This is a genomic window from Rhodococcus rhodochrous (assembly GCF_900187265.1).
GTDB classification, from domain to species: domain Bacteria; phylum Actinomycetota; class Actinomycetes; order Mycobacteriales; family Mycobacteriaceae; genus Rhodococcus; species Rhodococcus rhodochrous.
The window spans coordinates 950,262-970,704 of the sequence record NZ_LT906450.1 but is presented as its reverse complement, the minus strand read 5'-3'; the positions used below and the strand labels follow the sequence as shown (position 1 = coordinate 970,704).

Genomic DNA, 20,443 nt, shown 5'->3' with positions numbered 1-20,443 from the left:
GTCAGTCGGTCTGTTCCGGCTCGGACGGGGACGGCTCGGCGGGCTCGTCCGTGGAATCACTCGGCGTGGACTCGGTCTGCGCCGATTCCACGGGCGCCGAGCGGGCCGAGCCGAGTTCGACGACCTCCACCGCCGAATCGTCGAAGGCCTCGTACAGCGGGGAACCGGCGCCGGTGGGCAGAGAGGTGTCGGAATGCGCACCGCACCCGTACTCGGCGTGCACGACGTGACCGTCGGCGGCGAACTCGTTCCCGCACACACCGAAGGCCGCACGCAGCGATCCGGCGAGCGGAAGGTAGAAACCGCACAGGCGGCAGGAGGACGGAGCGGCCTTCGCCATCTCCGAACCCGGGCCGTACTCGCCGTCGAACCAGCGCTGCGCTGCCTCGAGGCGACCCTCCAGGCTCATGACCTGCTTGCGGCCCAACCCGATCTCGAGGGCGGTCTCGTCGACCTCGGGGTCGCCGGACTGCATGTAGCCGGGCACCAGGCGCACGTCGTCGGGAGCGGGAGCCAGCAGGTCGCCGGGGCCCAGATCGCCGGGACGGATCCGCTCGCTCCACGGCACCCACTCGGGTGCGACGAGCGCGTCCGGGCCGGGCAGGAGCACGAGTTCGCTCACCGTCACCCGATCCGAATCCGGGGCGGCGGCCACGACGACGGCCCACTGCCACCCGCGGTAGCCCGGCAGCTCCGAGGCGAAACGATGGGTGGCCGAGCACTCGTCCTCGCGTGTCACGCCCAGATAGGCGCCGACTCCACCGTCTCCGAGTTCGTCGAGTGCGGCCCGAGCGAGGTCGACGGCGTCGGCGAGCACGGAACGCACCGCCGGATCGACCACGGGGTTCGTTCCTCGGGAAGTGGAAGCAGAGGCAACACTCACGGCCCCTATTCTGCCTGACCTGTCTGCTCCGGCGCCTGCGGGTCGCGGAAGGTCGTACGGGCACCGCTCATACGCGCGGTGACAGGATGGGCGCGTGCCTCGTCTTCTCCTCTCGGCCGCGGTCGCGACGGTCGTCTGCATCACCACCGCCGGGTGCGGCGACGATCTCGTCGCCGAACCCGGTCCGCCGGCCACCGAACTCGGTGTGGAGGTCGTCGCCACGCACCCCCACGATCCGGAGGCGTTCACCCAGGGCCTCGAGATCGACGAAGGTGAACTGCTCGAAGGCACCGGCCGGGCCGGACGCTCGTGGGTGTCGGCCAGGGAGGTCGACCTCGACGGCGGGACCGTCACCCTCGCCGGGACCGAGCGCACCCGCGAACCCGTCCTCGACGACCTCTTCGGTGAGGGCATCACCGTGGTGGGCGACGAGCTGTGGCAGCTGACCTGGAAGGACGGCACGGCCGTCGTCCGTGATCGGAACACTCTGCTCGAGAAGCGGCGGGTCGACTACGACGGCGAGGGCTGGGGACTGTGTGCGCAACCCGACCGTCTGGTGATGAGCGACGGCTCGGCCGAGCTGATCTTCCGCGACCCCGCCACCTTCGACGAACTCGGGCGCGTCACCGTGCACCGGGACGGCCGTGCCGTGTCGGAGCTCAACGAACTCGAATGCACCGAGGACGGCAGGGTCTGGGCGAACGTATGGCAGACGGACGAGATCGTGCTGATCGATCCCACCTCGGGCCGGGTGGAGGCCCGGGTCGATGCCGCTCCGCTGCGCGATCGGTTGCCCGAGGGTGCCGACGTGGACGTCCTCAACGGCATCGCGCAGATCCCCGGGACCGATCGGTTCCTGGTGACGGGCAAGTACTGGCCGACGCTGTTCGAAGTGCGTTTCGTGGAGTGATCCGGGTGGCATACCGATCGCGACACGCGTCACCGCGGCCACGTGCCGCCCTTGTGTTACACCCGCTGTCGCGTGGGGAAGAATCGAAGACGTGACCGAACCGGACGAGCGACCCGCCCCCGAGGGAGCGGACGGCCGTGCCCCGGGCTCGCAGCATCCGGGGTACAGCAACTATCCGCCTCCGCGCCGCGTCTCGGGCCGTCGCACTCCCCTGCCGCCCCTGCATCCCGTCGACCATCCTCGCCGGCCGCCGGGGGCGTCGGCCGCCGGTCGGGCGGAGTCCTCGTCCGAGACCGACTCGCCGCGCGCTCCGCGCATGCCGCGGAAGCTGACGGTGACGCGGGTCGCGGCCCTGCGCAGCCGCGAACTCACCTCGAAGGGCATCGCGACCTTCCGTCGAGCGGCCACGGCCGACGGCGCCGACAAGTCGGGCCTGACCGCGCTCACCTACGCGACGATGGCGAACTTCGCCTCCGACGCGGCCATCGCCGTCGCGCTCGCGAACACCCTGTTCTTCTCGGCGGCCACCGGTGAGGACAGGACGAAGGTCGCGCTGTATCTGCTCATCACGATCGCGCCGTTCGCGATCATCGCGCCGCTCATCGGGCCGTTGCTCGACAGGTTGCAACACGGTCGTCGCGTCGCTCTGGCGACGTCGTTCGCGCTGCGCACGGTGCTCGCGGTGGTGCTGGTGTTCAACTTCGACAGCTGGGTGTTGTATCCGGCGGCCCTCGGCATGATGGTGCTGAGCAAATCGTTCGCGGTGCTCAAATCCGCGGTGACACCCAGAGTTCTTCCACCGGAGATCGATCTGGTGAGGGTGAACTCCCGGTTGACGGTCTTCGGCCTGGTCGGCGGCACGATCGGTGCCGGCGCGATCGCGGCGGCCGCAGCATGGGCGTTCGGTTCGTCGGGCGCGCTGTGGTTGTGTGCCGGGATCACCGCGTTCGGCGCCTATCTGAGCATGCGTATCCCCGCCTGGGTCGAGGTCACCGAGGGCGAGGTGCCGGCGACGCTGTCGTACCACCGCTCCGACGCGCGCACCGAGGTGCTGAACGCCGACACCGTGACCGAGGTGATCGTCACCAAGTCCGGGAAACGCAAGCAACCGCTGGGACGCGCGGTGGTGACCGGTCTGTGGGGCAACGGCACCATCCGCATCCTCACCGGCTTCCTGACCTTGTTCATGGCGTTCGTCGCGAAGAACACCACAGGTCAGGATCCGCTGATGCAGGCCGCGATGCTCGGTGGTGTCGGTGCCGCCGCCGCGATCGGTAACTTCGCCGGCAACGCGACCGGAGCGCGACTCGCGCTCGGACGTCCTGCTCTCATCGTCGTGCGGTGCACCGCCGCGGTCGTCGTCGTGGCCGCCGTCGTCGCCGCGACCGGCAACGTCCTGGCCGCCGCGCTGGCGGCGCTCGTCGCGGCGTGCGCCAGCGCGCTGGCCAAGGTCTCGCTCGATGCATCGCTCCAGCAGGACCTCCCCGAGGAGTCGATCGCGTCCGGATTCGGCAGGTCCGAGACGGTCCTCCAGCTCAGCTGGGTGTTCGGCGGAGCGATGGGTGTGCTGCTGCCGACCGAGCTGTGGCTCGGATTCGCTGTGGTCTCCGTCGTGCTGGTTCTCGGATTCGCACAGACGGTGCTGACATACCGTGGGGGGACATTGCTGCCGGGATTCGGCGGCCGTCGACCCGAACGCGTCTCCACGGAGACGGCTGCCGGGCGGAGGCGCGCCGGTGGATCCCCCACCGAAGATTGGAACAGTTGAGTTGCAGGCCCGGACGAAGAAGACTCTCGCGCTGCTGCTGGTGGCCCTGGTGGTCGTGGTAGCGGGAGTCGCCGCCACGGTGTGGAAACTGGTCGATTCGGCCGAGCCCACGCTCCCCACCATCACCGCCTATGCACAGGGGGAGACCGTGACGGTCGATCCCGCGCAGCACTGCAATCTCTATCTCGAGGACTGCGTCGAGAACCCGATCGGTCAGCTCGACGTGCCGGCCGGTTACCCCCTGCAGCTGTCGCTCCCGAACGAGATCGCCGACGCTCCGTGGCGCATCATCACCGTCTACGGCGACACGCAGACCGGGCAGACCTACATCGACGGCGCGATGTTCGAGGCCGGTGCGCGTCGCACCCTCACCGTGAAGAGCTCCCCGGAGCTGCAGCTGCTCGGAGTGGAGATCCAGCTGCCGTCGGCCGTGGTCGACGAGGCCGGTGAACCGATCGCGCACGCCGTGTGGGCCGTCAAGACGTTCTGAGCCCCGGCCCCGCATACGACGACGGGCCGTCCTCGCACATGGCGAGGGCGGCCCGTCGTGGTTCGTTCCTAGTGGTCGAGCTCGCGTGCGATCGCCCGCATGACCTCGGAGATGCGCTGCCCGGTCTTGCGGTCGGGGTAACGCCCGCGCCGCAGGTCGGGCTGGACCGCTGCTTCGAGCAGCTTGATCATGTCCTCGACCATGCCGTGCAGCTCGTCCGGCGCGCGGCGCTTCTGCTGGGCGGGAGCCTCGCGGCGGCCCTGCCGCAGCGTGGGCTGCTCGAGGAGCTCGACCTTCAGTGCCTGCGGTCCCCGGCGGCCCACCGCCATACCGAACTCGACGCGCTGGCCGGGCTTGAGCGCTTCCACTCCCTCCGGGAGCGCCGAGGCACGGACGTAGACGTCCTCACCCTCGTCCTGGGACAGGAAGCCGAAGCCCTTCTCGACGTCGTACCACTTCACCTTGCCGGTCGGCACCGCGCTCACCTGCTCCTCGACAGCTGTGCCCCAAGCGGGGCAACCCGTTCATCATGCAAAACAACGCGCCCCGGCTCGGTCGAGCGGGACGCGTAGACACCTGTCAGTGTACCCGCAGAGGTGGGTCCACCCCCGAATCGTCTTCCCGCTCCCGGACGTCACCGTTCGCCCCCGCGGCGACTACCGTGGTCACGTGGGTACTTCATCTTCGGATTCGTCTGCCGCCCCGCGTAACGGCCTCCTGAAGGCCGCGATCGCCTGCTTCGTCGTCGGCGTGGTGGCGGTCCTCGCCATCTTCCTCACGCCGGCGCTCACCGACGGCAGCCCCGGGCTCGTGCTGTATCTGTTGACCCTCGCATGGCCGTTGGGATTCGCCCTCGCCATCGCCTTCGCGCTGCGCTCGGGCCGGCGCGCTCGGAACGGAGACCGGACATGAGGATCCTGCTCAACATCATCTGGCTGATCTTCGGCGGGCTGTGGCTCGCGCTCGGTTACTTCGCGGCCGGTCTGATCTGCTGCATCCTCATCATCACCATCCCGTTCGGCATCGCGTCGTTCCGGATCGGCATCTACGCGCTGTGGCCGTTCGGCAAGACGACGGTCGAGAGGCCGACCGCCGGCGCCATGTCGCTGATCGGCAACGTCATCTGGATCCTGGTGGCCGGCATCTGGCTGGCCCTCGGCCACATCGCCACCGCGCTCGCCATGGCCGTCACGATCATCGGTATCCCGCTCGCCGTCGCGAACCTGAAGATGATCCCGATCTCCCTGATGCCCCTGGGGAGGGAGATCGTTCCTGTGGATGCCCGCCCGAGTTACATGTGATCTTTCTCACATAACGACCGCATAACGGGCGGGACTCGAAACGGGTTTTCGGGTACCCGAACCCCACTACCTGGGACTTTATTCCCTGGTCTGCGCCGCGCCCGCCTGTCGCCACGCGAATCAGCGCGTTATCAATTGGTGACACTTCGCCCTCGGAACCGTTACCGTCATGTCCGGTCGAACCGCCTGGCTCGACCGGTCCGGAACCGCCGCGCCAAATTCCTGTCCCGTGGTTCCGGAAGTCCCGACGAACGATCCACAAGGGACAGGAAACGGGGGACCCACCGGTCTCCCAGGAACCGATCGGCCCACAGCCGGACGGTGTCCAGGAGGCCCGGGCCGACGCAACCGCGACGGTCCTCGGGGTGAAGCCGAAGGCGCTCCCAACGGAGCGACACGGCCGGGCAACCTCTTCAGCCCGAACCCGACAGCTGACCTCGTAGGTGCGTACGGAGAGGAACACGGAACCGACATGAGCGGACGCCATCGCAAGCCCACCAATACCGGTCGTACCGTCGCGAAGTTCGCGCTGACGGGTGCAGTCCTCGGCGTCACGGGTGTCGCGTTCAGCGGCACCGCCGCTGCCGCTCCCGACTCCGACTGGGACCGCCTCGCACAGTGCGAGTCCGGCGGCAACTGGGGCATCAACACCGGCAACGGCTACCAGGGCGGCCTGCAGTTCTCGCCGAGCACCTGGAACGCCTACGGCGGCCAGGAATACGCTGCCACGGCCCACCAGGCCAGCCGCGAACAGCAGATCGCCGTCGCCGAGCGTGTCCTCGCCGGCCAGGGTTGGGGCGCATGGCCCTCCTGCTCGTCGAGCCTCGGACTGTCGAGCGCGCCCACGCAGCGCTCCGTCGACGCCGCCCCCAGCGCTCCCGCCGAGACCCCGGCGCCCGCCATCCAGAACGCTGTCCCGCAGCTTCCGGAGACCCCCGCTCTCCCCGCCGAGGTCCAGGGCATCCTGGCCGGCTTCGAGCAGGGCGTCGCCGCACTCCAGGACGCCGGCGTCGAGCTCGACCCGAACATCCTGGACGCCGTTCGCGCGGTGCTCCCGCAGTAACACCCCGAACATCCCGGAAGGGCCCCGCACCGATCACGGTGCGGGGCCCTTCCGCATATGCGGACGAGCTCGTTCCTCCCTCACACGACGACGCCCGGCCCCACGAAGGGACCGGGCGTCGTACGGAAGAGCCTGTTCGGTGATCCGCGATCGGATCAGCGGTTGATCACCGTCTTCGGATGCGTGTAGGGCAGGTCCTCGACCGGCAACGGGAACACGGTGTCCTCACCGTACGGGGAGAGCGGACCGGAACGCGTGGACGACAGTTCGGTGACAGCGTGCTCACCGTCGGCCAGCTCGGGCCATCCGTGGTCGACGTAATGCTTTTTCGAAGAGGTAGCCATGCGCTCATTTTGGCAGGTGAGTTCGGGGCCTGCTACCGCAGGTCTCTAATCTGGAGGGGATGTCCCCGACCACGCCCGCTCCCGACACCGCCACGGACTCCCTCGCCCGCTGGCTGGCAGGTCGACGCGACACGGATCTGGCCGCCACGCTGCGCGCCCGTCCCGATCTCGTGGTGCCGCCGCCGGCGAGCATGAACGTGCTCGCGAGCCGAGCGCAGCAACGCGCCTCGGTCTTCCGTGCGGCCGACGAACTCGACACCGCCGCCTTCGGGATCATCGAGGTCCTGGCCCGTCTCGGAGCGGTGGACACCCCCGTCTCCCGCGCCGCCGTGCTCGACGAAGTCTCCGGCCGCATCAGCGCGAGGAGTCTCGACCGGATCCTGTCCACCCTGCGCTCGCTGCTGCTCGTGTGGGGTTCCACCGACGAGCTGCGTCTCGTCGCCGCCGCCGTGGACGCCGTTCCGTGGCGCGTCGGACGCACCGGCGACGTCACCGGACCGTCCCGGCAGGAACTCGACGACCTCCTCGCGGCCCTCCCGCCCGAACAGCGGAGCATCCTCGACACCCTGTCGCGCACGTCCCCGATCGGCCGGACCCGCGACGCCGCACCGGACACTTCCGCCGACCGGCCCGTGCAGAAACTGCTCGCCGCCGGGCTGCTCTTCCGTATCGACGACGAGACCGTCGAACTCCCCCATCGGGTGGGCCAGGCGCTGCGCGACGACGCCCCCTTCGATCCGGCGGCGCTCGCTCCCCCGCGCGCACCGAAACCCACCCGCTCGACCGCCGACGTCAACGCGACCGCTGCCGGTGCCGCCCTCGAACTGCTGCGGCACTGCGAGGACGTTCTCGACACTCTCGGGGCGCAACCCGCTCCCGTCCTCAAGGCCGGAGGGCTCGGCGTCCGCGAACTGCATCGCGTCGGGAAGGCGGTCGGACTCGACGACGAGGAGACGGCGCTCGTCGTCGAGGTCCTCGCGGGTGCCGGTCTGATCGCGCGCGGCCTCCCCGAGCCGCCGACTCCCGGGGACGACGACCACTGGGCCCCGACCACCGCTACCGACGCGTGGCTCGCGTCCACCCCCGCCTACCGCTGGGCCGTGCTCGCCGGTGCCTGGCTCGACCTGCCGCGCCGGCCCTGGCTGATCGGCCGCCGCGACCAGAACGACAAGCCGGTCGCCGCACTGTCCGACGAGGTGAAGTCCCCCACCGCCGCCCGCGACCGGCGGCTGCTGCTCGACGTCCTCTCCGACGTGCCGGCGGCGGGCACGGACGTCGCCGACCTGCGTGCCGCAGCGGCGTGGCGTCGTCCTCGCTGGGCGGGCCGCTTCGACACGACGAGTGTCGTGGAGACCGTGCGGGAGGCGACCACACTCGGTCTCGTCGCGCACGGCATGCTCGCGTCGCCGGGAAAGGCGCTGCTGCACGGCGGCGACGCCGAGGCCGAGATGGCGGCGGTGCTGCCCGAACCCGTCGACTACGTGCTCGTCCAGGCCGACCTCACGATCGTCGCCCCCGGACCGCTCGTCCCCGAACTCGGCGAGCGGATCGCGCTCGTCGCCGATGTCGAATCGGCCGGTGCCGCGACCGTCTACCGGATCGGCGACAGCAGTATCCGGCGCGCGCTCGACGCCGGTCTGGGCGCGAGCGACCTGCACGGCCTGTTCGCGACGCATTCGCGCACACCGGTGCCGCAGTCGCTCACCTACCTGATCGACGACGTCGCGCGTCGCCACGGACGCCTGCGGGCCGGTGTGGCGACGTCCTTCGTCCGCGCCGACGATCCGGCTCTGCTCACCGAGGTGCTGTCCGCCCCGGTCGCCGCCACGCTCGCCCTGCGCGCGGTCGCCCCGACCGTCGCGATCTCGCAGGCGCCTCTCGCCGAGGTGCTCACCGAGCTGCGCGCCGCGGGCTTCGCGCCCGCCGGGGAGGACGCCTCGGGAGCGATCGTGGATCTACGGCCCCGGGGCGCCCGTGTCGCGATGCCGCGCGCCCGGGCCCGCTATGCCGGACCCACCGCGCCGAGCGACGAGCAACTCGACACCCTCGTGCGCACGCTGCGCGCCGGCGACCGTGCGGAGGCCGCGACACCGACGGCCTCGGCACGAGGTGACGGCAGCCGGTCCGGTGGTGCGGCGACGCTCGCGCTGCTGCAACTGGCCGTGCACGGCAAGCGCAGCGTCACCCTCGGATACGTCGACGCCCAGGGCGTGGCGACGCGCCGCATCGTCGACCCGGTGTCGGTGGGCGGCGGGCAGGTGCAGGCCTTCGATCCGGCGACCGGCTCGGTGCGTAGCTTCGTGCTGCACCGCGTCACGTCGGTGGCGCTGGTCGACTGACGACGGGCCCGGTGCGGCCGGTCAGGCGTCGCGCACGAGCGTGAACGGTGACGCCGCGATCCGTGATGCCGGAGCAGCCACGAAGGTGAGACCGAGGAGGGTCCCGTCGTCGACGGGGCGGAACTCGTCGCGGACCCAGCGCCACGGCACCGGCCCGTTCGATCCGTACGACACGACTATCGCGGGTCGCCCGTCGAGCCACGACGGTTCGAGCGCGACCCGCATGGGCAGCACCTCGCGCAGGGTGCCGTCCGCGTCGGCGAGGAGGTTCACGGCGCTTCCGTCGTCGGCGAACCGCTTGCCGTACCACCGGGGCATCCCACCGAGCGCGATGGCGCGGGGCGCGGCGGCCCGCAGCGCGGCCGGTCCGACGAAGACGGCCCGGTACGTGCCGGCGGCCGGGAGCGCGTCGGCGTGCAGCATCCGGAATCGTTGCTGCAGTCCGCGTATCGATCGCGGCAGCGCGTCGGTGTCCCGTGTCGTCATGAGTTCTCCTCGGTGGTGTGCGCGAATGTGGCCGGTTCGCCGGATGCACGACGCACGGCGTAGCGTGCCGCGAACCGTTCGGCCATCGCCGTGATGGTGAGCGACGGGTTGACTCCGACGTTGGCGGGGATCGCGGAACCGTCCACGACGTACAGGCCCGGATGCCCGAACACCTGGTGATCGGTGTCGATCACGCCGTCCGCCGCGTCGGTGCCCATGGACGCACCTCCGAGGACGTGCGCGGTGATGGACTTGCCCCCGATGCTCTCGAGCAGCAGGTTGAGCGGGCGGCCACCGATCGATTCGGCGAACGAGCGGGCGACGGCATTCGCCTGGGGCAGATAGCTCGGTGCCTGCAGCCCCTCCACTGCCCGTGAACGCAGCACGCGCCGCCAGGGCCGCACCGGCGACCGGTCGAAGACCAGACGGATCTCGTTCTCCACGTCCTGCATCACCGTGAACACACTGAGCCGGCGGATGAAGTTGCGCGCGAACATCGTCCGCAGCTGCAGGGCGGGGCGCGACGCCAGCGCCCGCAGCGCCTCGCGACGTCGCCGACGGGGATCGGCACCGTCCACCAGCGGTCCGAGTTGCAACCGCATGTGCCATCCTCCGACGTAGCGGTTCTGCGTGACGTGGGTGCGTTCGTCCGGATAGAACTCGCTCGAGATCGTCGGTCCGCGGGTGAGGTCGACGTCGACGTCGTCGGCGAGCACGGCGGTGATCGCCTCCGAGTTGGTGCGCACGCCGACACCGAGACGCTCCGAGACGTTCGGCAGTCCCCCGTTCTCCCGCGACCGGAACAGCAGTTCCACGGTGCCGAGGACACCGGCGGCGAGGACGACCTCGCCGGCGCGCAGACGCTCCCCGTCGGCGAGTTCCACTTCGTACCCGCCGGCGTCGAGGGCGGCGACGGACACCACGCGGCTGTCGGGTCGGACCTGGGCTCCGCGACGCTGCGCGAGCCACAGATAGTTGAGGTCGAGGGTGTTCTTGCTGCCGTACGGACATCCGACGAGGCATCCGCCGCACATCACGCACCCGGTGCGCTCCGGTCCTTCTCCACCGAAGAAGGGATCGGGGACGGTGACGCCCTCCTCGCCGAAATGGATCGCCATCGGCGTCGGACCGTAGGTCTCGCCGGCGCCGGCCCGACGCGCGACGACCTCCAGATGCTCGTCCATCGGCCCCTTGATCGGAGCGGTGGCGCGGCCGAGCATGCGGGCGGCCGTCCGGTAGTGCTCGGTCAGCTCCGCACGCCATCCGTCCGGCACCGACGGCCAGGCGGGATCGGTGAAGAACGCATCCTTCGGTTCGAGCAGCACACCCGCCCAGACGATGCTGCCGCCACCCACGCCGACTCCCCCGATGATCCCGACATGGGAGAGGACGCGCTGGGAGAAGAATCCGCGCAGCCCGATCCCGGGCATCCACAGATAGCGACGGGGATCGCGGCGGGCAACGGCGAAATCGTCCCGGGTGTGCCGTCGGCCCTGTTCGAGCACGAGGACCTTCCGGCCCTGCTCGCTCAGGCGCAGTGCCGCGACGGCACCACCGAATCCACTGCCCACCACGATGACGTCGACGGCGCCGCCGTCCGAGGCACCCGCCCGGCTCTGCGATGACATGGCGCAGAGCATAGAGGGCGGTCCGTCCGGCGGCGCCGTCGACGTACAGCCTGTAGGTTCGCGTTCCCCGTGCGGTGAGGCTCAGGGCTGCGTCGCGAGCCCCACGAACGCCCTCCCGACGGTGAACTGGTTCTCCGGCCGCGGGAGTCCGTAGTGCCCACGCAGGGTGGCTTCGGTGTACTCCGTGCGGAACAGACCACGCTCCTGCAGGATCGGCACCACGCCGTCGACGAACTTCTCGAGTCCCGACGGCAGCACCGCGGGCATGATGTTGAAGCCGTCGGCCGCACCGCTGTGGAACCAGTGCTCGATCGTGTCGGCCACCTGCTCGGCCGTGCCCGCGAAGGTGCGGTGGCCACGACCGCCGCCGAGGCGTTCGATGAGCTGCCGCACCGTGAGGTTCTCCCGCCGTGCGAGTTGCACGATGAGCGTGTACCGGCTCTTGGCTCCCTCGATCTCGTCCTCGGACGGCAGGTTCTCCGGCAGCGGCTCGTCGAGCGGAAGCTGCTCCGGCCGCAGCCCGAACCGTTCGGCGAGCTGGCGGCGGGCGTACTCGGGCGAGATCAGCCGGGCCAGTTCGGCGTCGAGTTCCCGTGCTTCCTTCTCCGTATCGCCGATGACGGGCACGATGCCCGGGAGGATCAGCACCTGCCGCGGGTCGCGGCCGACCTTGCCGACACGGTCCTTGACGTCGTCGTAGAACGCCTTGCCCTCTTCGAAGGTGGGCTGGGCGGTGAAGATCGCCTCGGCGTACAGCGCGGCGAAGTCCTTGCCGTTCTCCGACGAGCCCGCCTGCACGAGCAGCGGGTAGCCCTGCGGTGACCGCGGCACGTTGAGCGGCCCGGCCACCGAGAAGAACTCTCCCTCGTGTTCGAAGGTGTGGACCTTCGCGGAGTCGGCGTGGATCGCCGCCTCCTTGTCGGCGACGATCGCGTCGTCCTCCCAGCTGTCCCACAGCTCGGTCGACACCTCGACGAACTCGGCGGCCCGCGCGTAGCGGCTCTTGTGCGCCGGCACCCCGTCGAGACCGAAGTTGCGGGCGGCGTCGTCACCGGCGGTGGTGACGATGTTCCAGCCCGCACGTCCACCGCTGACGAAGTCCAGCGACGCGAATCTCCGCGCGAGGTTGTAGGGCTCGTTGTAGGTCGTCGACGCGGTCCCGATGAGACCGATCCGCTCGGTGGCCGTCGCGATCGCGGTGAGGATGATCGTGGGTTCGAGCTTGCCGCTCGGACGCCGTTCGGGATTCGCGAACAGTACGGGGCTGTCGGCGAGGAACACCGAGTCGAACCTGCCACGTTCCGCGGTGCGGGCGAGCGAGATGTAGTGCTGGATGTCGAGATTCGCGTTCGGGTCGCTCTCCGGCAGACGCCACGCCGCTTCATGGTGTCCGATGGGCATGAGGAAGGCGTTGAGGTGCAATCGACGGTCGGTCATGTCTTCTCCTGTCGTGAAAGGTCTTTCGTCACGGTTGTGTGATGACACCGAGGGCGGTGAGGAGGTCCTCCCTGATGTCCCGGAAACCGGGGTCGGTGATGGAACGGGGTTTGTCGAGATCCACGTGGCGGTCGACGGCGATGCGTCCTTCGTCCAGCACGACGATCCGGTCGGCGAGGACGATCGCCTCGTCGACGTCGTGGGTCACGAGCAGCACCGTGGGACGGTGCGCGCGGACGAGGTCGTCGAGCAGTCCGTGCATCCTGATGCGGGTCAGGGCGTCGAGTGCACCGAACGGCTCGTCGGCGAGCAGCAACTGCGGCTCCCGCACCAGGGCCCGGGCCAGCGCGACACGCTGTTGTTCCCCACCCGAGAGTTCGAGCGGCCAGGCGTCCTCACGTCCGGCCAGGCCGACCTCGGCCAGCATCTCGGATCCCCGGCTCCTCCCCTGCCTGTCGAGTCCGAGCGTGACGTTGTCGAGCACGCGCAGCCAGGGCAGCAGGCGGGAGTCCTGGAAGGCGACGGAGACCTTCTCCGGTACCGCGAGTGCGCCGCCGCGGATCTCCACGTCGTAGTCGAGTCCGGCGAGCGCACGCAGCAGGGTGGACTTCCCGGACCCGCTCCTGCCGAGCAGGGCGACGAACTGCCCGTCGGGGATCTCGAGGTCGAGCCCGTCGAGCACGTTCCGGTCGCCGAAGCCGCGGATCAGGCCGCGGATGCGTACGGCGTTCATCCGCCCAGCGTCTTCCGCCAGGCGAGCGCGCGACGCTCGAGCAACCGGAGGCCGGCGTCGGATGCCAGACCGAAGACGCCGTAGACGAGCAATCCGACGAGGATGACGTCCGGCTGACCGTAGTTCTGGGCGTTGAACATCATCTTGCCCAGGCCGCTCACGGCGTTGATGCTCTCGACCACGATCAGGGTGAGCCACGCACCGGTCACCGCGAGGCGCAGACCGAGGAAGAATCCGGGCAGCGCTCCCCGCAGCACCACCTTCCACACGAACTGTGCACGGGTGAGGCCGAGTACCTCGGCGAGTTCGACGTAGCGCTGTTCGATGGCCGTGAGGGCGTTGTGCGTCTGGATGTAGATGGTCACGACCGTGCCGAGCGCAATCACCGTTATCTTGAAGGTCTCGCCGATGCCGAGCCACAGGATCAGCAACGGGATGAGACCCAGAGTGGGGATCGCACGCTTGAACTGTACGGGGCCGTCGATCAACGCTTCGCCCGTACGTGTCAGTCCTGACGCGAGTGCGAGCGCCGTACCGATGACGCATCCGATCACGAAGCCCAGCACGGCACGGCTCAGCGACGCCAGGATGTGTTGCTGCAGAGTTCCCTCCGCGACGAGTTCGATCGCGCTGGTCACCACCGTCCAGGGAGCGGAGAGCTTGCGGTCGTCGATCCATCCGGCGCCCGAACCGATCGCCCACACGGCGAGCAGCAGAACCACGCCGGTCATGCGCGAGAACGGGACGGCCTTGCGGAGACCGAGCCGACGGAGCGGCCTGATCCCCTCCGTCGGTGGCGGATCGACGGGAGCCGGCGTACGGGCGCCGACCTCCACCGGTTGTGTCAGTGTGCCGGTCACGAATCCGACCCCTTCCGGTACTCCTGCGGAACGGATTCCGCGGCAACGGTTTCGAATCTGCGATCGAAGATCTGCTCGACGTCGAACTCGTCGAACCACCCGGCCTCGTCGAGCAGTTCCGAGGTTTCCTGCGTCCACTCGATCGCGGAGTCCCAGTCGGTGGGGTAGGCCGGTTTCTGCCCGACGGTTTCGATGATCCGCTTACCGTCCTCGTACGAGACCCCTTCGCTCTCGACGTAGTACCTGCGGATCCACTCGTCCTGGTTCTCCCACGCCCAGACGTCTCCCTGCGCCCACAGCGGGATGAACTCCTTGATCGCCGCGACCTTCGCGGGATCCTCGAGCACGGACACCGGAGCCCACAGAACGCTCAACGCGTCGACCTCGGGCGTGAACACCCCTCGCGCACCCTCGGTTTCGTACTGGTTCAGATACTTCGTGAGAGTCGGTTCCGCCAGCGGTGCGACGTCGACCTGTTTCGCCTGGAGTGCCGTGAGGAACTGCGTGCTCGGTAGTTCGACGAATTCCACCTCGTCGAGGCCGATTCCGGCCGACTTCAACGTCCGGAGCACGACGACACCCTGGGCCTGCCCCGGTGACAGCGCGATCTTCCTGCCGCGCAGGTCGTCCAACGAATCGATGTCGGTACCGGACGCCGTCGCGAGCGAATACTGCGGCGAATCCTTCTCGCGTACGGCGATGATCCTGGCGTCGAGCCCGGTGGCACGGGCCTGGATGGGAGGGATCGCCGCGTTGGACGCGAGGTCGACGGCGTCGCCGCGGAACGCCTGGATGACGTCGGGACCGGCCGAGACGTCGGGCCAGTCCGACACCGTGAACGGCAACTCGTCGATACGGCCGGTCGCCTCGAGTTGGATACGGGTGGGCTCGACCGCAATGCTCAACGACGTCCCGGGTGGAATCTCCTCGGGGAGTTCGGCGTCGGCGGACAATCCCCCGGCCGAGCCGCCGGAGCACCCGGTGAGCACGACGCTCAGCGCGGCCGCGACGACGATCGGAGCGCGCGATCTTCGAGAGCGCACGAGTGAGGACACGGTCATGAGAACTCCTTGCGAAGGTGAGGGGCGCGACGTCGCGCGGAATGCGCCGACGCGCGCTACCGGAGGACGAACGGGAACCCGGGCGCGGGCCCGGCCCCGAGAGGAACGATCCCGAAATCAGCGGTCGCGGTATAGCCGACAGCGACAGTGCGGACAACCGCGGAACCGCGATCGGTGGACGACGCGACACGCACGGTGCTCGCGACGCGAGGCACTGCGGCCTGCGATCACGGTCCGGCCCATCGCTCTCCCCCGTCTGCCCGGGCTGTGGACATCCTCTGTCCGCACAGCATCGCCGGTGACGGTATCGGCCGCGCGGAACTTCCCGACAGGGATCGACGCACGGTGAAATCAACTCCGGAAACCGGAGTGCGGGATATTTCGGCGCCGTGTTCGGATGGCGCACAGAATAATTCGAGCGACTGGCATTTCCTGGGAAATGACGTATGGTGTGGTCCTGTCGAGTGGTTGTTCATCGAAGATGGAGTGACAATGGCCGACAAGGGCAAGAATCCGAAGAAGCCTGCGAAGTCCCTGAAGGAACGTCGCCAGGAGAAGCGGCAGAAGGCCGCCGAAGCCGGCGAGTTCATCCGTAAGCGGAAGCGGAGCTGAATCCGGTTGCAGGCCATGGATCTCGAAATCGCGGCGCTCGAAGCGCTGTACGAGAAGATAAGTGGATTGTCCGGTCGGGAAACGGGCACCGACGCACAGCGGCACGGATATCGTGCCGCATTGGCGCGTGCACGGGTGTTCGTTCTCGACGAGCGAGCCGGCGCGATGAAACAGCCGGCCTGAGAAAGAGAAATCGGTACTGGAATGAAGCGGACGCTGCATGCCCTGGACAAGATCCAGGAACGACTCGAATCGGAACTGGATTCGAGGCCTCCCGCCTCCGAGAAGGACGCCGGCTACCGGTCCGGTATCTCCGAGGCACTGGTGTGCGTGATGGAGGTGCGGCAGTCGCTCGCACGGTGAGTACGCCGTGAAACCGGTCGGCCGTGCGTTCCCGCCACGGGGGAACGCACGGCCGTACACCGTCGTGGTGGCGCGGTACGGCCCGAACCTGGAGAATGGGAAAGTTCTACTTTCCATCCACAGGAGGCACTCGTGGCCGACGGACCGCTCATCGTCCAGTCCGACAAGACCGTGCTCCTCGAGGTCGATCACGAACGGGCGAACGAGGCGCGGCAGGCGATCGCACCCTTCGCCGAGCTCGAACGCGCCCCCGAGCACATCCACACCTACCGGGTGACGCCGCTGGCACTGTGGAACGCCCGTGCCGCCGGTCACGACGCCGAGCAGGTCGTCGACGCACTGGTCTCGCATTCCCGGTTCGCCGTCCCGCAGGCGCTGCTCGTCGACATCGTCGACACCATGGGCCGCTACGGGCGCCTCCAGCTGGTCAAGAACCCCGCACACGGCCTGACCCTGGTCAGCTTCGATCGGGCGGTGCTCGCCGAGGTCCTGCGGAACAAGAAGATCGCACCGATGCTCGGTGCCCGTATCGACGACGACACCGTGATCGTGCATCCGAGCGAGCGCGGACGCGTCAAGCAGATGCTGCTGAAGATCGGCTGGCCGGCCGAGGACCTCGCAGGGTATGTCGACGGCGAGGCCCATTCGATCTCGCTGGACTTCGAGACGAACCCCTGGCACCTGCGCGACTACCAGGAACTGGCGGCCGACTCGTTCTGGTCGGGCGGCTCGGGTGTCGTGGTGCTGCCGTGCGGTGCCGGCAAGACGATGGTCGGTGCCGCCGCGATGGCGAAGGCCGGCGCGACGACGCTCATCCTCGTGACGAACACGGTCGCCGGGCGCCAGTGGAAGCGCGAGTTGATTGCGCGCACCTCCCTCACCGAGGACGAGATCGGCGAGTACTCGGGTGAGAAGAAGGAGATCCGTCCGGTCACCATCGCCACCTACCAGGTGATCACCCGCAAGTCGAAGGGCGAATACCGCAATCTCGAGTTGTTCGACTCCCGCGACTGGGGATTGATGATCTACGACGAGGTGCACCTGCTGCCGGCGCCGGTCTTCCGGATGACCGCCGATCTGCAGTCCCGCCGCCGCCTCGGCCTCACCGCGACGCTCGTGCGTGAGGACGGGCGCGAAGGCGACGTCTTCTCGCTCATCGGCCCGAAGAGGTTCGACGCGCCGTGGAAGGACATCGAGGCCCAGGGCTGGATCGCGCCGGCCGACTGTGTGGAGGTCCGTGTGACCCTCACCGACGCCGAGCGCATGGCGTACGCGGTGGCCGAGCCCGAGGAGCGGTACAAGCTGTGCTCGACCGCGCGCACCAAGATTCCGGTGGTCGAGTCGATCCTCGAGCAGCACAAGGACGCCCCGACACTGATCATCGGCGCCTACATCGATCAGCTCGACGAGCTCGGTGAAGCGCTCGACGCCCCGGTGATCAAGGGTTCGACGAAGACGAAGGAACGCGAGGCGCTGTTCGACCGGTTCCGGTCGGGCGAGTTGAAGGTGCTCGTCGTGTCGAAGGTCGCGAACTTCTCCATCGACCTGCCGGAGGCCTCGGTCGCGATCCAGGTGTCGGGCACCTTCGGTTCGCGTCAGGAGGAGGCCCAGCGTCTCGGACGTCTGCTGCGTCCGAAGCACGACGGCGGGCAGGCCCACTTCTACTCCGTGGTCTCGCGCGACACGCTCGACGCCGAGTACGCCGCGCACCGCCAGCGGTTCCTCGCCGAGCAGGGTTACGCGTACCGGATCACCGACGCCGACGACCTGCTCGGACCGCAGATCGGCTGACGCGGAATCCTCCGGAACCGCTGATCACGGGGCCCCCTCGTCACAGGGGCCGGTATTCCTGTTCGGGACGACCGGTGGTGCCGTACCGCAACTGCATCCGCAGGCGTTTCTTCGCGACGAGGGCCGCGAGATAGCGCTGGGCGGTCGCGCGCGACACCCCGATCGTCACGGCCACCTCCCCCGCCGACATCGGTTCCGGTGATTCCCGGAGTGCCTGCATCACGAGTTCCTCGGTCATCGAACGCGAGGGTGCCGGCCGGGCGGCCGGCAACACCGGCCGCAATGCGGCCAGCGCCGTGTCGATCTCGGTCTGGGTGAGTTCCTCCCCGGCGACCACCCTGCGGTACTGCGCGTACGCCGCCAGGCGTCGGGCCAGTTCGGTGCTCGCGAACGGCTTGACCAGGTACACCAGGGCACCGGCGGCGAGCGCCGCGCGCACCGTCGCGCCCTCACCGGCGGCACCGAGCACGAAGCTGTCGCATTCGAGGCTCCGGATCAGATCGATCCCGGAACCGTCCGGCAGGTACACGTCCACGAGGGCGAGATCGACGGGACCGGACCGAACGGCGTCCCGGGCCGCCGCGATGCTCCCGGCGACCGCGCAGACCTCGAATCCCGCCACACCCGCGACCACGGAGGCGTGGAGTTCGGCGACGCGGAAGTCGTCGTCGACGACGAGGACCTTCAGATCCGTTCCGCCCATCCCGTATCCCTTTCGTCGAGCATCCCGGGTAGCGTCGCCAGGAAGACCGCACCCCCGGTCGGATTCTCCGGCGTGCGCTGCCCGCCGCGGTCAGCGAGCACGACGTCGCCGCCGTGCAGTCGTGCGATGCGCCGGGCCAGTGCCAACCCCATTCCGCGGCCGCCGGGCACCGTCGGATCGTTCCGGGTCGTCGCGCCCTCGACGAAGACGTCGGGCAGCTCGGGATCGACGCCGTCGCCGGTGTCCGCGACACTCACGTGCAGGTCGGCACCGTCCTCCATCAGTTCGACCTCGACCTCCGCCGGAGTGCGCCCGCTCGTGCGTGCCGCCTCGATGGCGTTGTCGAGCAGGTTGCCGAGCACCGTGGTGACATCGACGGGTGCCCGCACGGTGGCGTGCACCCACGTGTTCTCGCCGAGCACGAGCGTGACTCCCTGCTCGCGCGCATGTGCGGCCTTCGCGACGAGGAAGGCGTGCAGATACGGGTCGGTGATCGCGTCGATGCCCTCGAGCTGCTCACCGAGCGGTCCCGAACCGAGGATCTGTTCGATGTACTCGAGCGCCTGCTCCGCATGCCCCTGACGGAGCAGGCCGTCGAGCAGGTGGAGCCGGTTCGCGAACTCGTGCCGCTGGGCCCGCAACGCCGTACTCATCGCCTTGACGGCGTCGAGTTCACGCGTGAGCGTCTCGATGTCGGTCCGGTCCCGCACCGACATCACCGTGCCGAGGTCCCGGCCGTCGCGCACCACGCGCCGCGAGACGGCGACGACGACCCGGTCGCCGGTGGTCGCCGCCACCGGGGTGCCGTCCGCGGCGCGCAGCACGTCGAACAGCCGCGGAGTGATCCCGAGCGTGTCGACGTTGCGACCGATCCCGTCGTCGAGATCGAGCAGCCGACGCGCCTCGGCGTTGACGACGGTGACGATGCCGCGGGCATCGGTGCCGACCACCCCGTCGGAGATCCCGTGCAGCACGACCTCCTGTTCGCGGACCAGCTCGGTGAGCTGCTCGGGTTCGAGTCCCAGGGTGAGTCGCTTCCAGCGGTTGGCGAGCAGCAACGACCCGGCAGCACCGCACCCGAGCGCCGCGAGTGCGATCAGGGCGGCATCGGCGAGGTCGCTGCGCAGTTCGGCGCGCACCCGGTCGGTGGCAATGCCGACGCTCACCTCCCCGACCACCCTGCCCGAGGCGGGGTCGGTCACCGGAACCTTGGCCCGCACGGAATCACCGAGTGTGCCCGACTCGCTGGTCACGACCTCACGTCCGGCGAGTGCCTCGGTGGGGTCGGTGCTCACCCTCCGGCCGAGCTGCTCCGGATCGGGATGGGCGAGCCGGAGCCCCTGGTCGTCGGTGACCACGACGAACAACGCTCCGGTGGCGGCGCGGACTGCCTCGGCGGCCTGCTGCACCGCACCGGATGCGAGTTCGGGGTTGTCCGGGGAGACCACCCCGTCGTCGGCGGCCGAATAGCGCGCGACCTCGTCCCGCACGGCCGGGTCCGCGGACACCGACCGTGCGATCGCGAGCGCCCGCTGACCGTGTTCGTCGGTGACTCGATCCTCGGTGGTGGTGGCGAACACCGTGAATCCGATGCCGAGTGCCACCGCCACCACCGCGGACTGGAGCAGAAGTACCTGGGTGCGAAGTTTCACGGCGTCGCTCCCGTTCGTC

At 69.2% G+C, this 20,443-nt stretch carries 22 protein-coding genes and 1 riboswitch; of the genes, 11 read left to right on the top strand and 11 right to left on the bottom strand.

Annotated features, from left to right (window positions below):
• Position 1: 1 nt before the first annotated feature.
• Positions 2-841, bottom strand: coding sequence for a DUF3027 domain-containing protein (locus CKW34_RS04535; protein WP_095092006.1), 840 nt, complete (start codon positions 839-841; stop codon positions 2-4).
• 136 nt (positions 842-977) lie between these two features.
• Here CKW34_RS04535 and CKW34_RS04530 point away from each other — a divergent pair, with 136 nt between their 5' ends.
• The 3 genes from CKW34_RS04530 (at position 978) to CKW34_RS04520 (ending at position 4,051) form a co-directional block, all read left to right on the top strand.
• Positions 978-1,793, top strand: a complete 816-nt coding sequence (locus CKW34_RS04530; protein WP_059381808.1) for a glutaminyl-peptide cyclotransferase — start codon at positions 978-980, stop codon at positions 1,791-1,793.
• 91 nt (positions 1,794-1,884) lie between these two features.
• Entirely contained in the window at positions 1,885-3,561 is a 1,677-nt protein-coding gene (locus CKW34_RS04525; protein WP_059381809.1) for an MFS transporter, read from the top strand.
• A gap of 1 nt (position 3,562) precedes the next feature.
• On the top strand, positions 3,563-4,051 hold the full coding sequence (locus CKW34_RS04520) for a DUF2771 domain-containing protein (protein WP_059381810.1): 489 nt from the start codon (positions 3,563-3,565) through the stop codon (positions 4,049-4,051).
• A gap of 68 nt (positions 4,052-4,119) precedes the next feature.
• Here the strand turns inward: CKW34_RS04520 and CKW34_RS04515 are convergent, their stop codons facing one another.
• Positions 4,120-4,527 carry a cold-shock protein gene (locus CKW34_RS04515; protein ID WP_006551677.1) on the bottom strand — a complete coding sequence of 136 codons (408 nt, stop codon included), beginning with the start codon at positions 4,525-4,527 and terminating at the stop codon, positions 4,120-4,122.
• A 193-nt stretch (positions 4,528-4,720) separates the two neighbouring features.
• On the opposite strand from CKW34_RS04515, the gene CKW34_RS04510 reads away from it, so the two are divergent.
• From CKW34_RS04510 to CKW34_RS04500, 3 genes are all read left to right on the top strand, one after another.
• Positions 4,721-4,963 carry a hypothetical protein gene (locus CKW34_RS04510; protein ID WP_226950073.1) on the top strand — a complete coding sequence of 81 codons (243 nt, stop codon included), beginning with the start codon at positions 4,721-4,723 and terminating at the stop codon, positions 4,961-4,963.
• A complete protein-coding gene (locus CKW34_RS04505) occupies positions 4,960-5,352 on the top strand; it encodes a YccF domain-containing protein (protein WP_059381812.1) in 393 nt (130 codons plus the stop codon). Before CKW34_RS04510 ends, CKW34_RS04505 begins: the two co-directional genes overlap by 4 nt.
• Positions 5,353-5,639: 287 nt before the next feature.
• Positions 5,640-5,814, top strand: a riboswitch (cyclic di-AMP (ydaO/yuaA leader).
• A 10-nt stretch (positions 5,815-5,824) separates the two neighbouring features.
• Positions 5,825-6,415: a resuscitation-promoting factor Rpf1 domain-containing protein gene (locus CKW34_RS04500; RefSeq protein ID WP_059381813.1), complete on the top strand. Its 591-nt coding sequence runs from the start codon at positions 5,825-5,827 to the stop codon at positions 6,413-6,415.
• A 155-nt stretch (positions 6,416-6,570) separates the two neighbouring features.
• Here CKW34_RS04500 and CKW34_RS04495 read toward each other — a convergent pair whose 3' ends face one another.
• The gene (locus CKW34_RS04495; protein ID WP_006551681.1) at positions 6,571-6,759 is read right to left on the bottom strand and encodes a hypothetical protein; all 189 of its coding nucleotides are present in this window, start codon (positions 6,757-6,759) and stop codon (positions 6,571-6,573) included.
• A 59-nt stretch (positions 6,760-6,818) separates the two neighbouring features.
• Between CKW34_RS04495 and CKW34_RS04490 the strand changes: the two genes are divergently transcribed.
• On the top strand, positions 6,819-9,098 hold the full coding sequence (locus tag CKW34_RS04490) for a helicase-associated domain-containing protein (protein ID WP_059381814.1): 2,280 nt from the start codon (positions 6,819-6,821) through the stop codon (positions 9,096-9,098).
• A gap of 21 nt (positions 9,099-9,119) precedes the next feature.
• Here the strand turns inward: CKW34_RS04490 and CKW34_RS04485 are convergent, their stop codons facing one another.
• The 6 genes from CKW34_RS04485 to CKW34_RS04460 all read right to left on the bottom strand — a co-directional run bounded on the left by CKW34_RS04485 (position 9,120) and on the right by CKW34_RS04460 (position 15,303).
• Entirely contained in the window at positions 9,120-9,584 is a 465-nt protein-coding gene (locus CKW34_RS04485; RefSeq protein ID WP_059381815.1) for a hypothetical protein, read from the bottom strand.
• Entirely contained in the window at positions 9,581-11,212 is a 1,632-nt protein-coding gene (locus tag CKW34_RS04480; protein WP_059381852.1) for a GMC oxidoreductase, read from the bottom strand. Before CKW34_RS04480 ends, CKW34_RS04485 begins: the two co-directional genes overlap by 4 nt.
• An 81-nt stretch (positions 11,213-11,293) precedes the next feature.
• Positions 11,294-12,649, bottom strand: a complete 1,356-nt coding sequence (locus CKW34_RS04475; RefSeq protein WP_059381816.1) for an LLM class flavin-dependent oxidoreductase — start codon at positions 12,647-12,649, stop codon at positions 11,294-11,296.
• Positions 12,650-12,677: 28 nt separating this feature from the next.
• A complete protein-coding gene (locus CKW34_RS04470) occupies positions 12,678-13,403 on the bottom strand; it encodes an ABC transporter ATP-binding protein (RefSeq protein ID WP_059381853.1) in 726 nt (241 codons plus the stop codon).
• Positions 13,379-14,242, bottom strand: coding sequence for an ABC transporter permease (locus tag CKW34_RS04465; protein ID WP_059381817.1), 864 nt, complete (start codon positions 14,240-14,242; stop codon positions 13,379-13,381). Before CKW34_RS04465 ends, CKW34_RS04470 begins: the two co-directional genes overlap by 25 nt.
• Positions 14,239-15,303, bottom strand: coding sequence for an ABC transporter substrate-binding protein (locus tag CKW34_RS04460; protein ID WP_059381818.1), 1,065 nt, complete (start codon positions 15,301-15,303; stop codon positions 14,239-14,241). The genes CKW34_RS04465 and CKW34_RS04460 overlap by 4 nt, the downstream gene beginning before the upstream one ends.
• Positions 15,304-15,477: 174 nt before the next feature.
• Between CKW34_RS04460 and CKW34_RS24240 the strand changes: the two genes are divergently transcribed.
• The 4 genes from CKW34_RS24240 (at position 15,478) to CKW34_RS04455 (ending at position 18,069) form a co-directional block, all read left to right on the top strand.
• Entirely contained in the window at positions 15,478-15,915 is a 438-nt protein-coding gene (locus tag CKW34_RS24240) for a hypothetical protein (protein ID WP_155418936.1), read from the top strand.
• Between the two features lie 15 nt (positions 15,916-15,930).
• On the top strand, positions 15,931-16,098 hold the full coding sequence (locus tag CKW34_RS24425) for a hypothetical protein (RefSeq protein ID WP_016691300.1): 168 nt from the start codon (positions 15,931-15,933) through the stop codon (positions 16,096-16,098).
• 21 nt (positions 16,099-16,119) lie between these two features.
• Positions 16,120-16,278: a hypothetical protein gene (locus tag CKW34_RS24420; RefSeq protein WP_016691299.1), complete on the top strand. Its 159-nt coding sequence runs from the start codon at positions 16,120-16,122 to the stop codon at positions 16,276-16,278.
• A gap of 132 nt (positions 16,279-16,410) precedes the next feature.
• Positions 16,411-18,069, top strand: a complete 1,659-nt coding sequence (locus tag CKW34_RS04455; RefSeq protein WP_059381819.1) for a DNA repair helicase XPB — start codon at positions 16,411-16,413, stop codon at positions 18,067-18,069.
• Between the two features lie 40 nt (positions 18,070-18,109).
• Here the strand turns inward: CKW34_RS04455 and CKW34_RS04450 are convergent, their stop codons facing one another.
• Together CKW34_RS04450 and CKW34_RS04445 are read right to left on the bottom strand one after the other, a co-directional pair.
• Positions 18,110-18,772: a response regulator gene (locus tag CKW34_RS04450; protein ID WP_059381820.1), complete on the bottom strand. Its 663-nt coding sequence runs from the start codon at positions 18,770-18,772 to the stop codon at positions 18,110-18,112.
• Positions 18,754-20,424 carry an ATP-binding protein gene (locus tag CKW34_RS04445; RefSeq protein WP_059381821.1) on the bottom strand — a complete coding sequence of 557 codons (1,671 nt, stop codon included), beginning with the start codon at positions 20,422-20,424 and terminating at the stop codon, positions 18,754-18,756. Before CKW34_RS04445 ends, CKW34_RS04450 begins: the two co-directional genes overlap by 19 nt.
• Positions 20,425-20,443 lie beyond the last annotated feature (19 nt).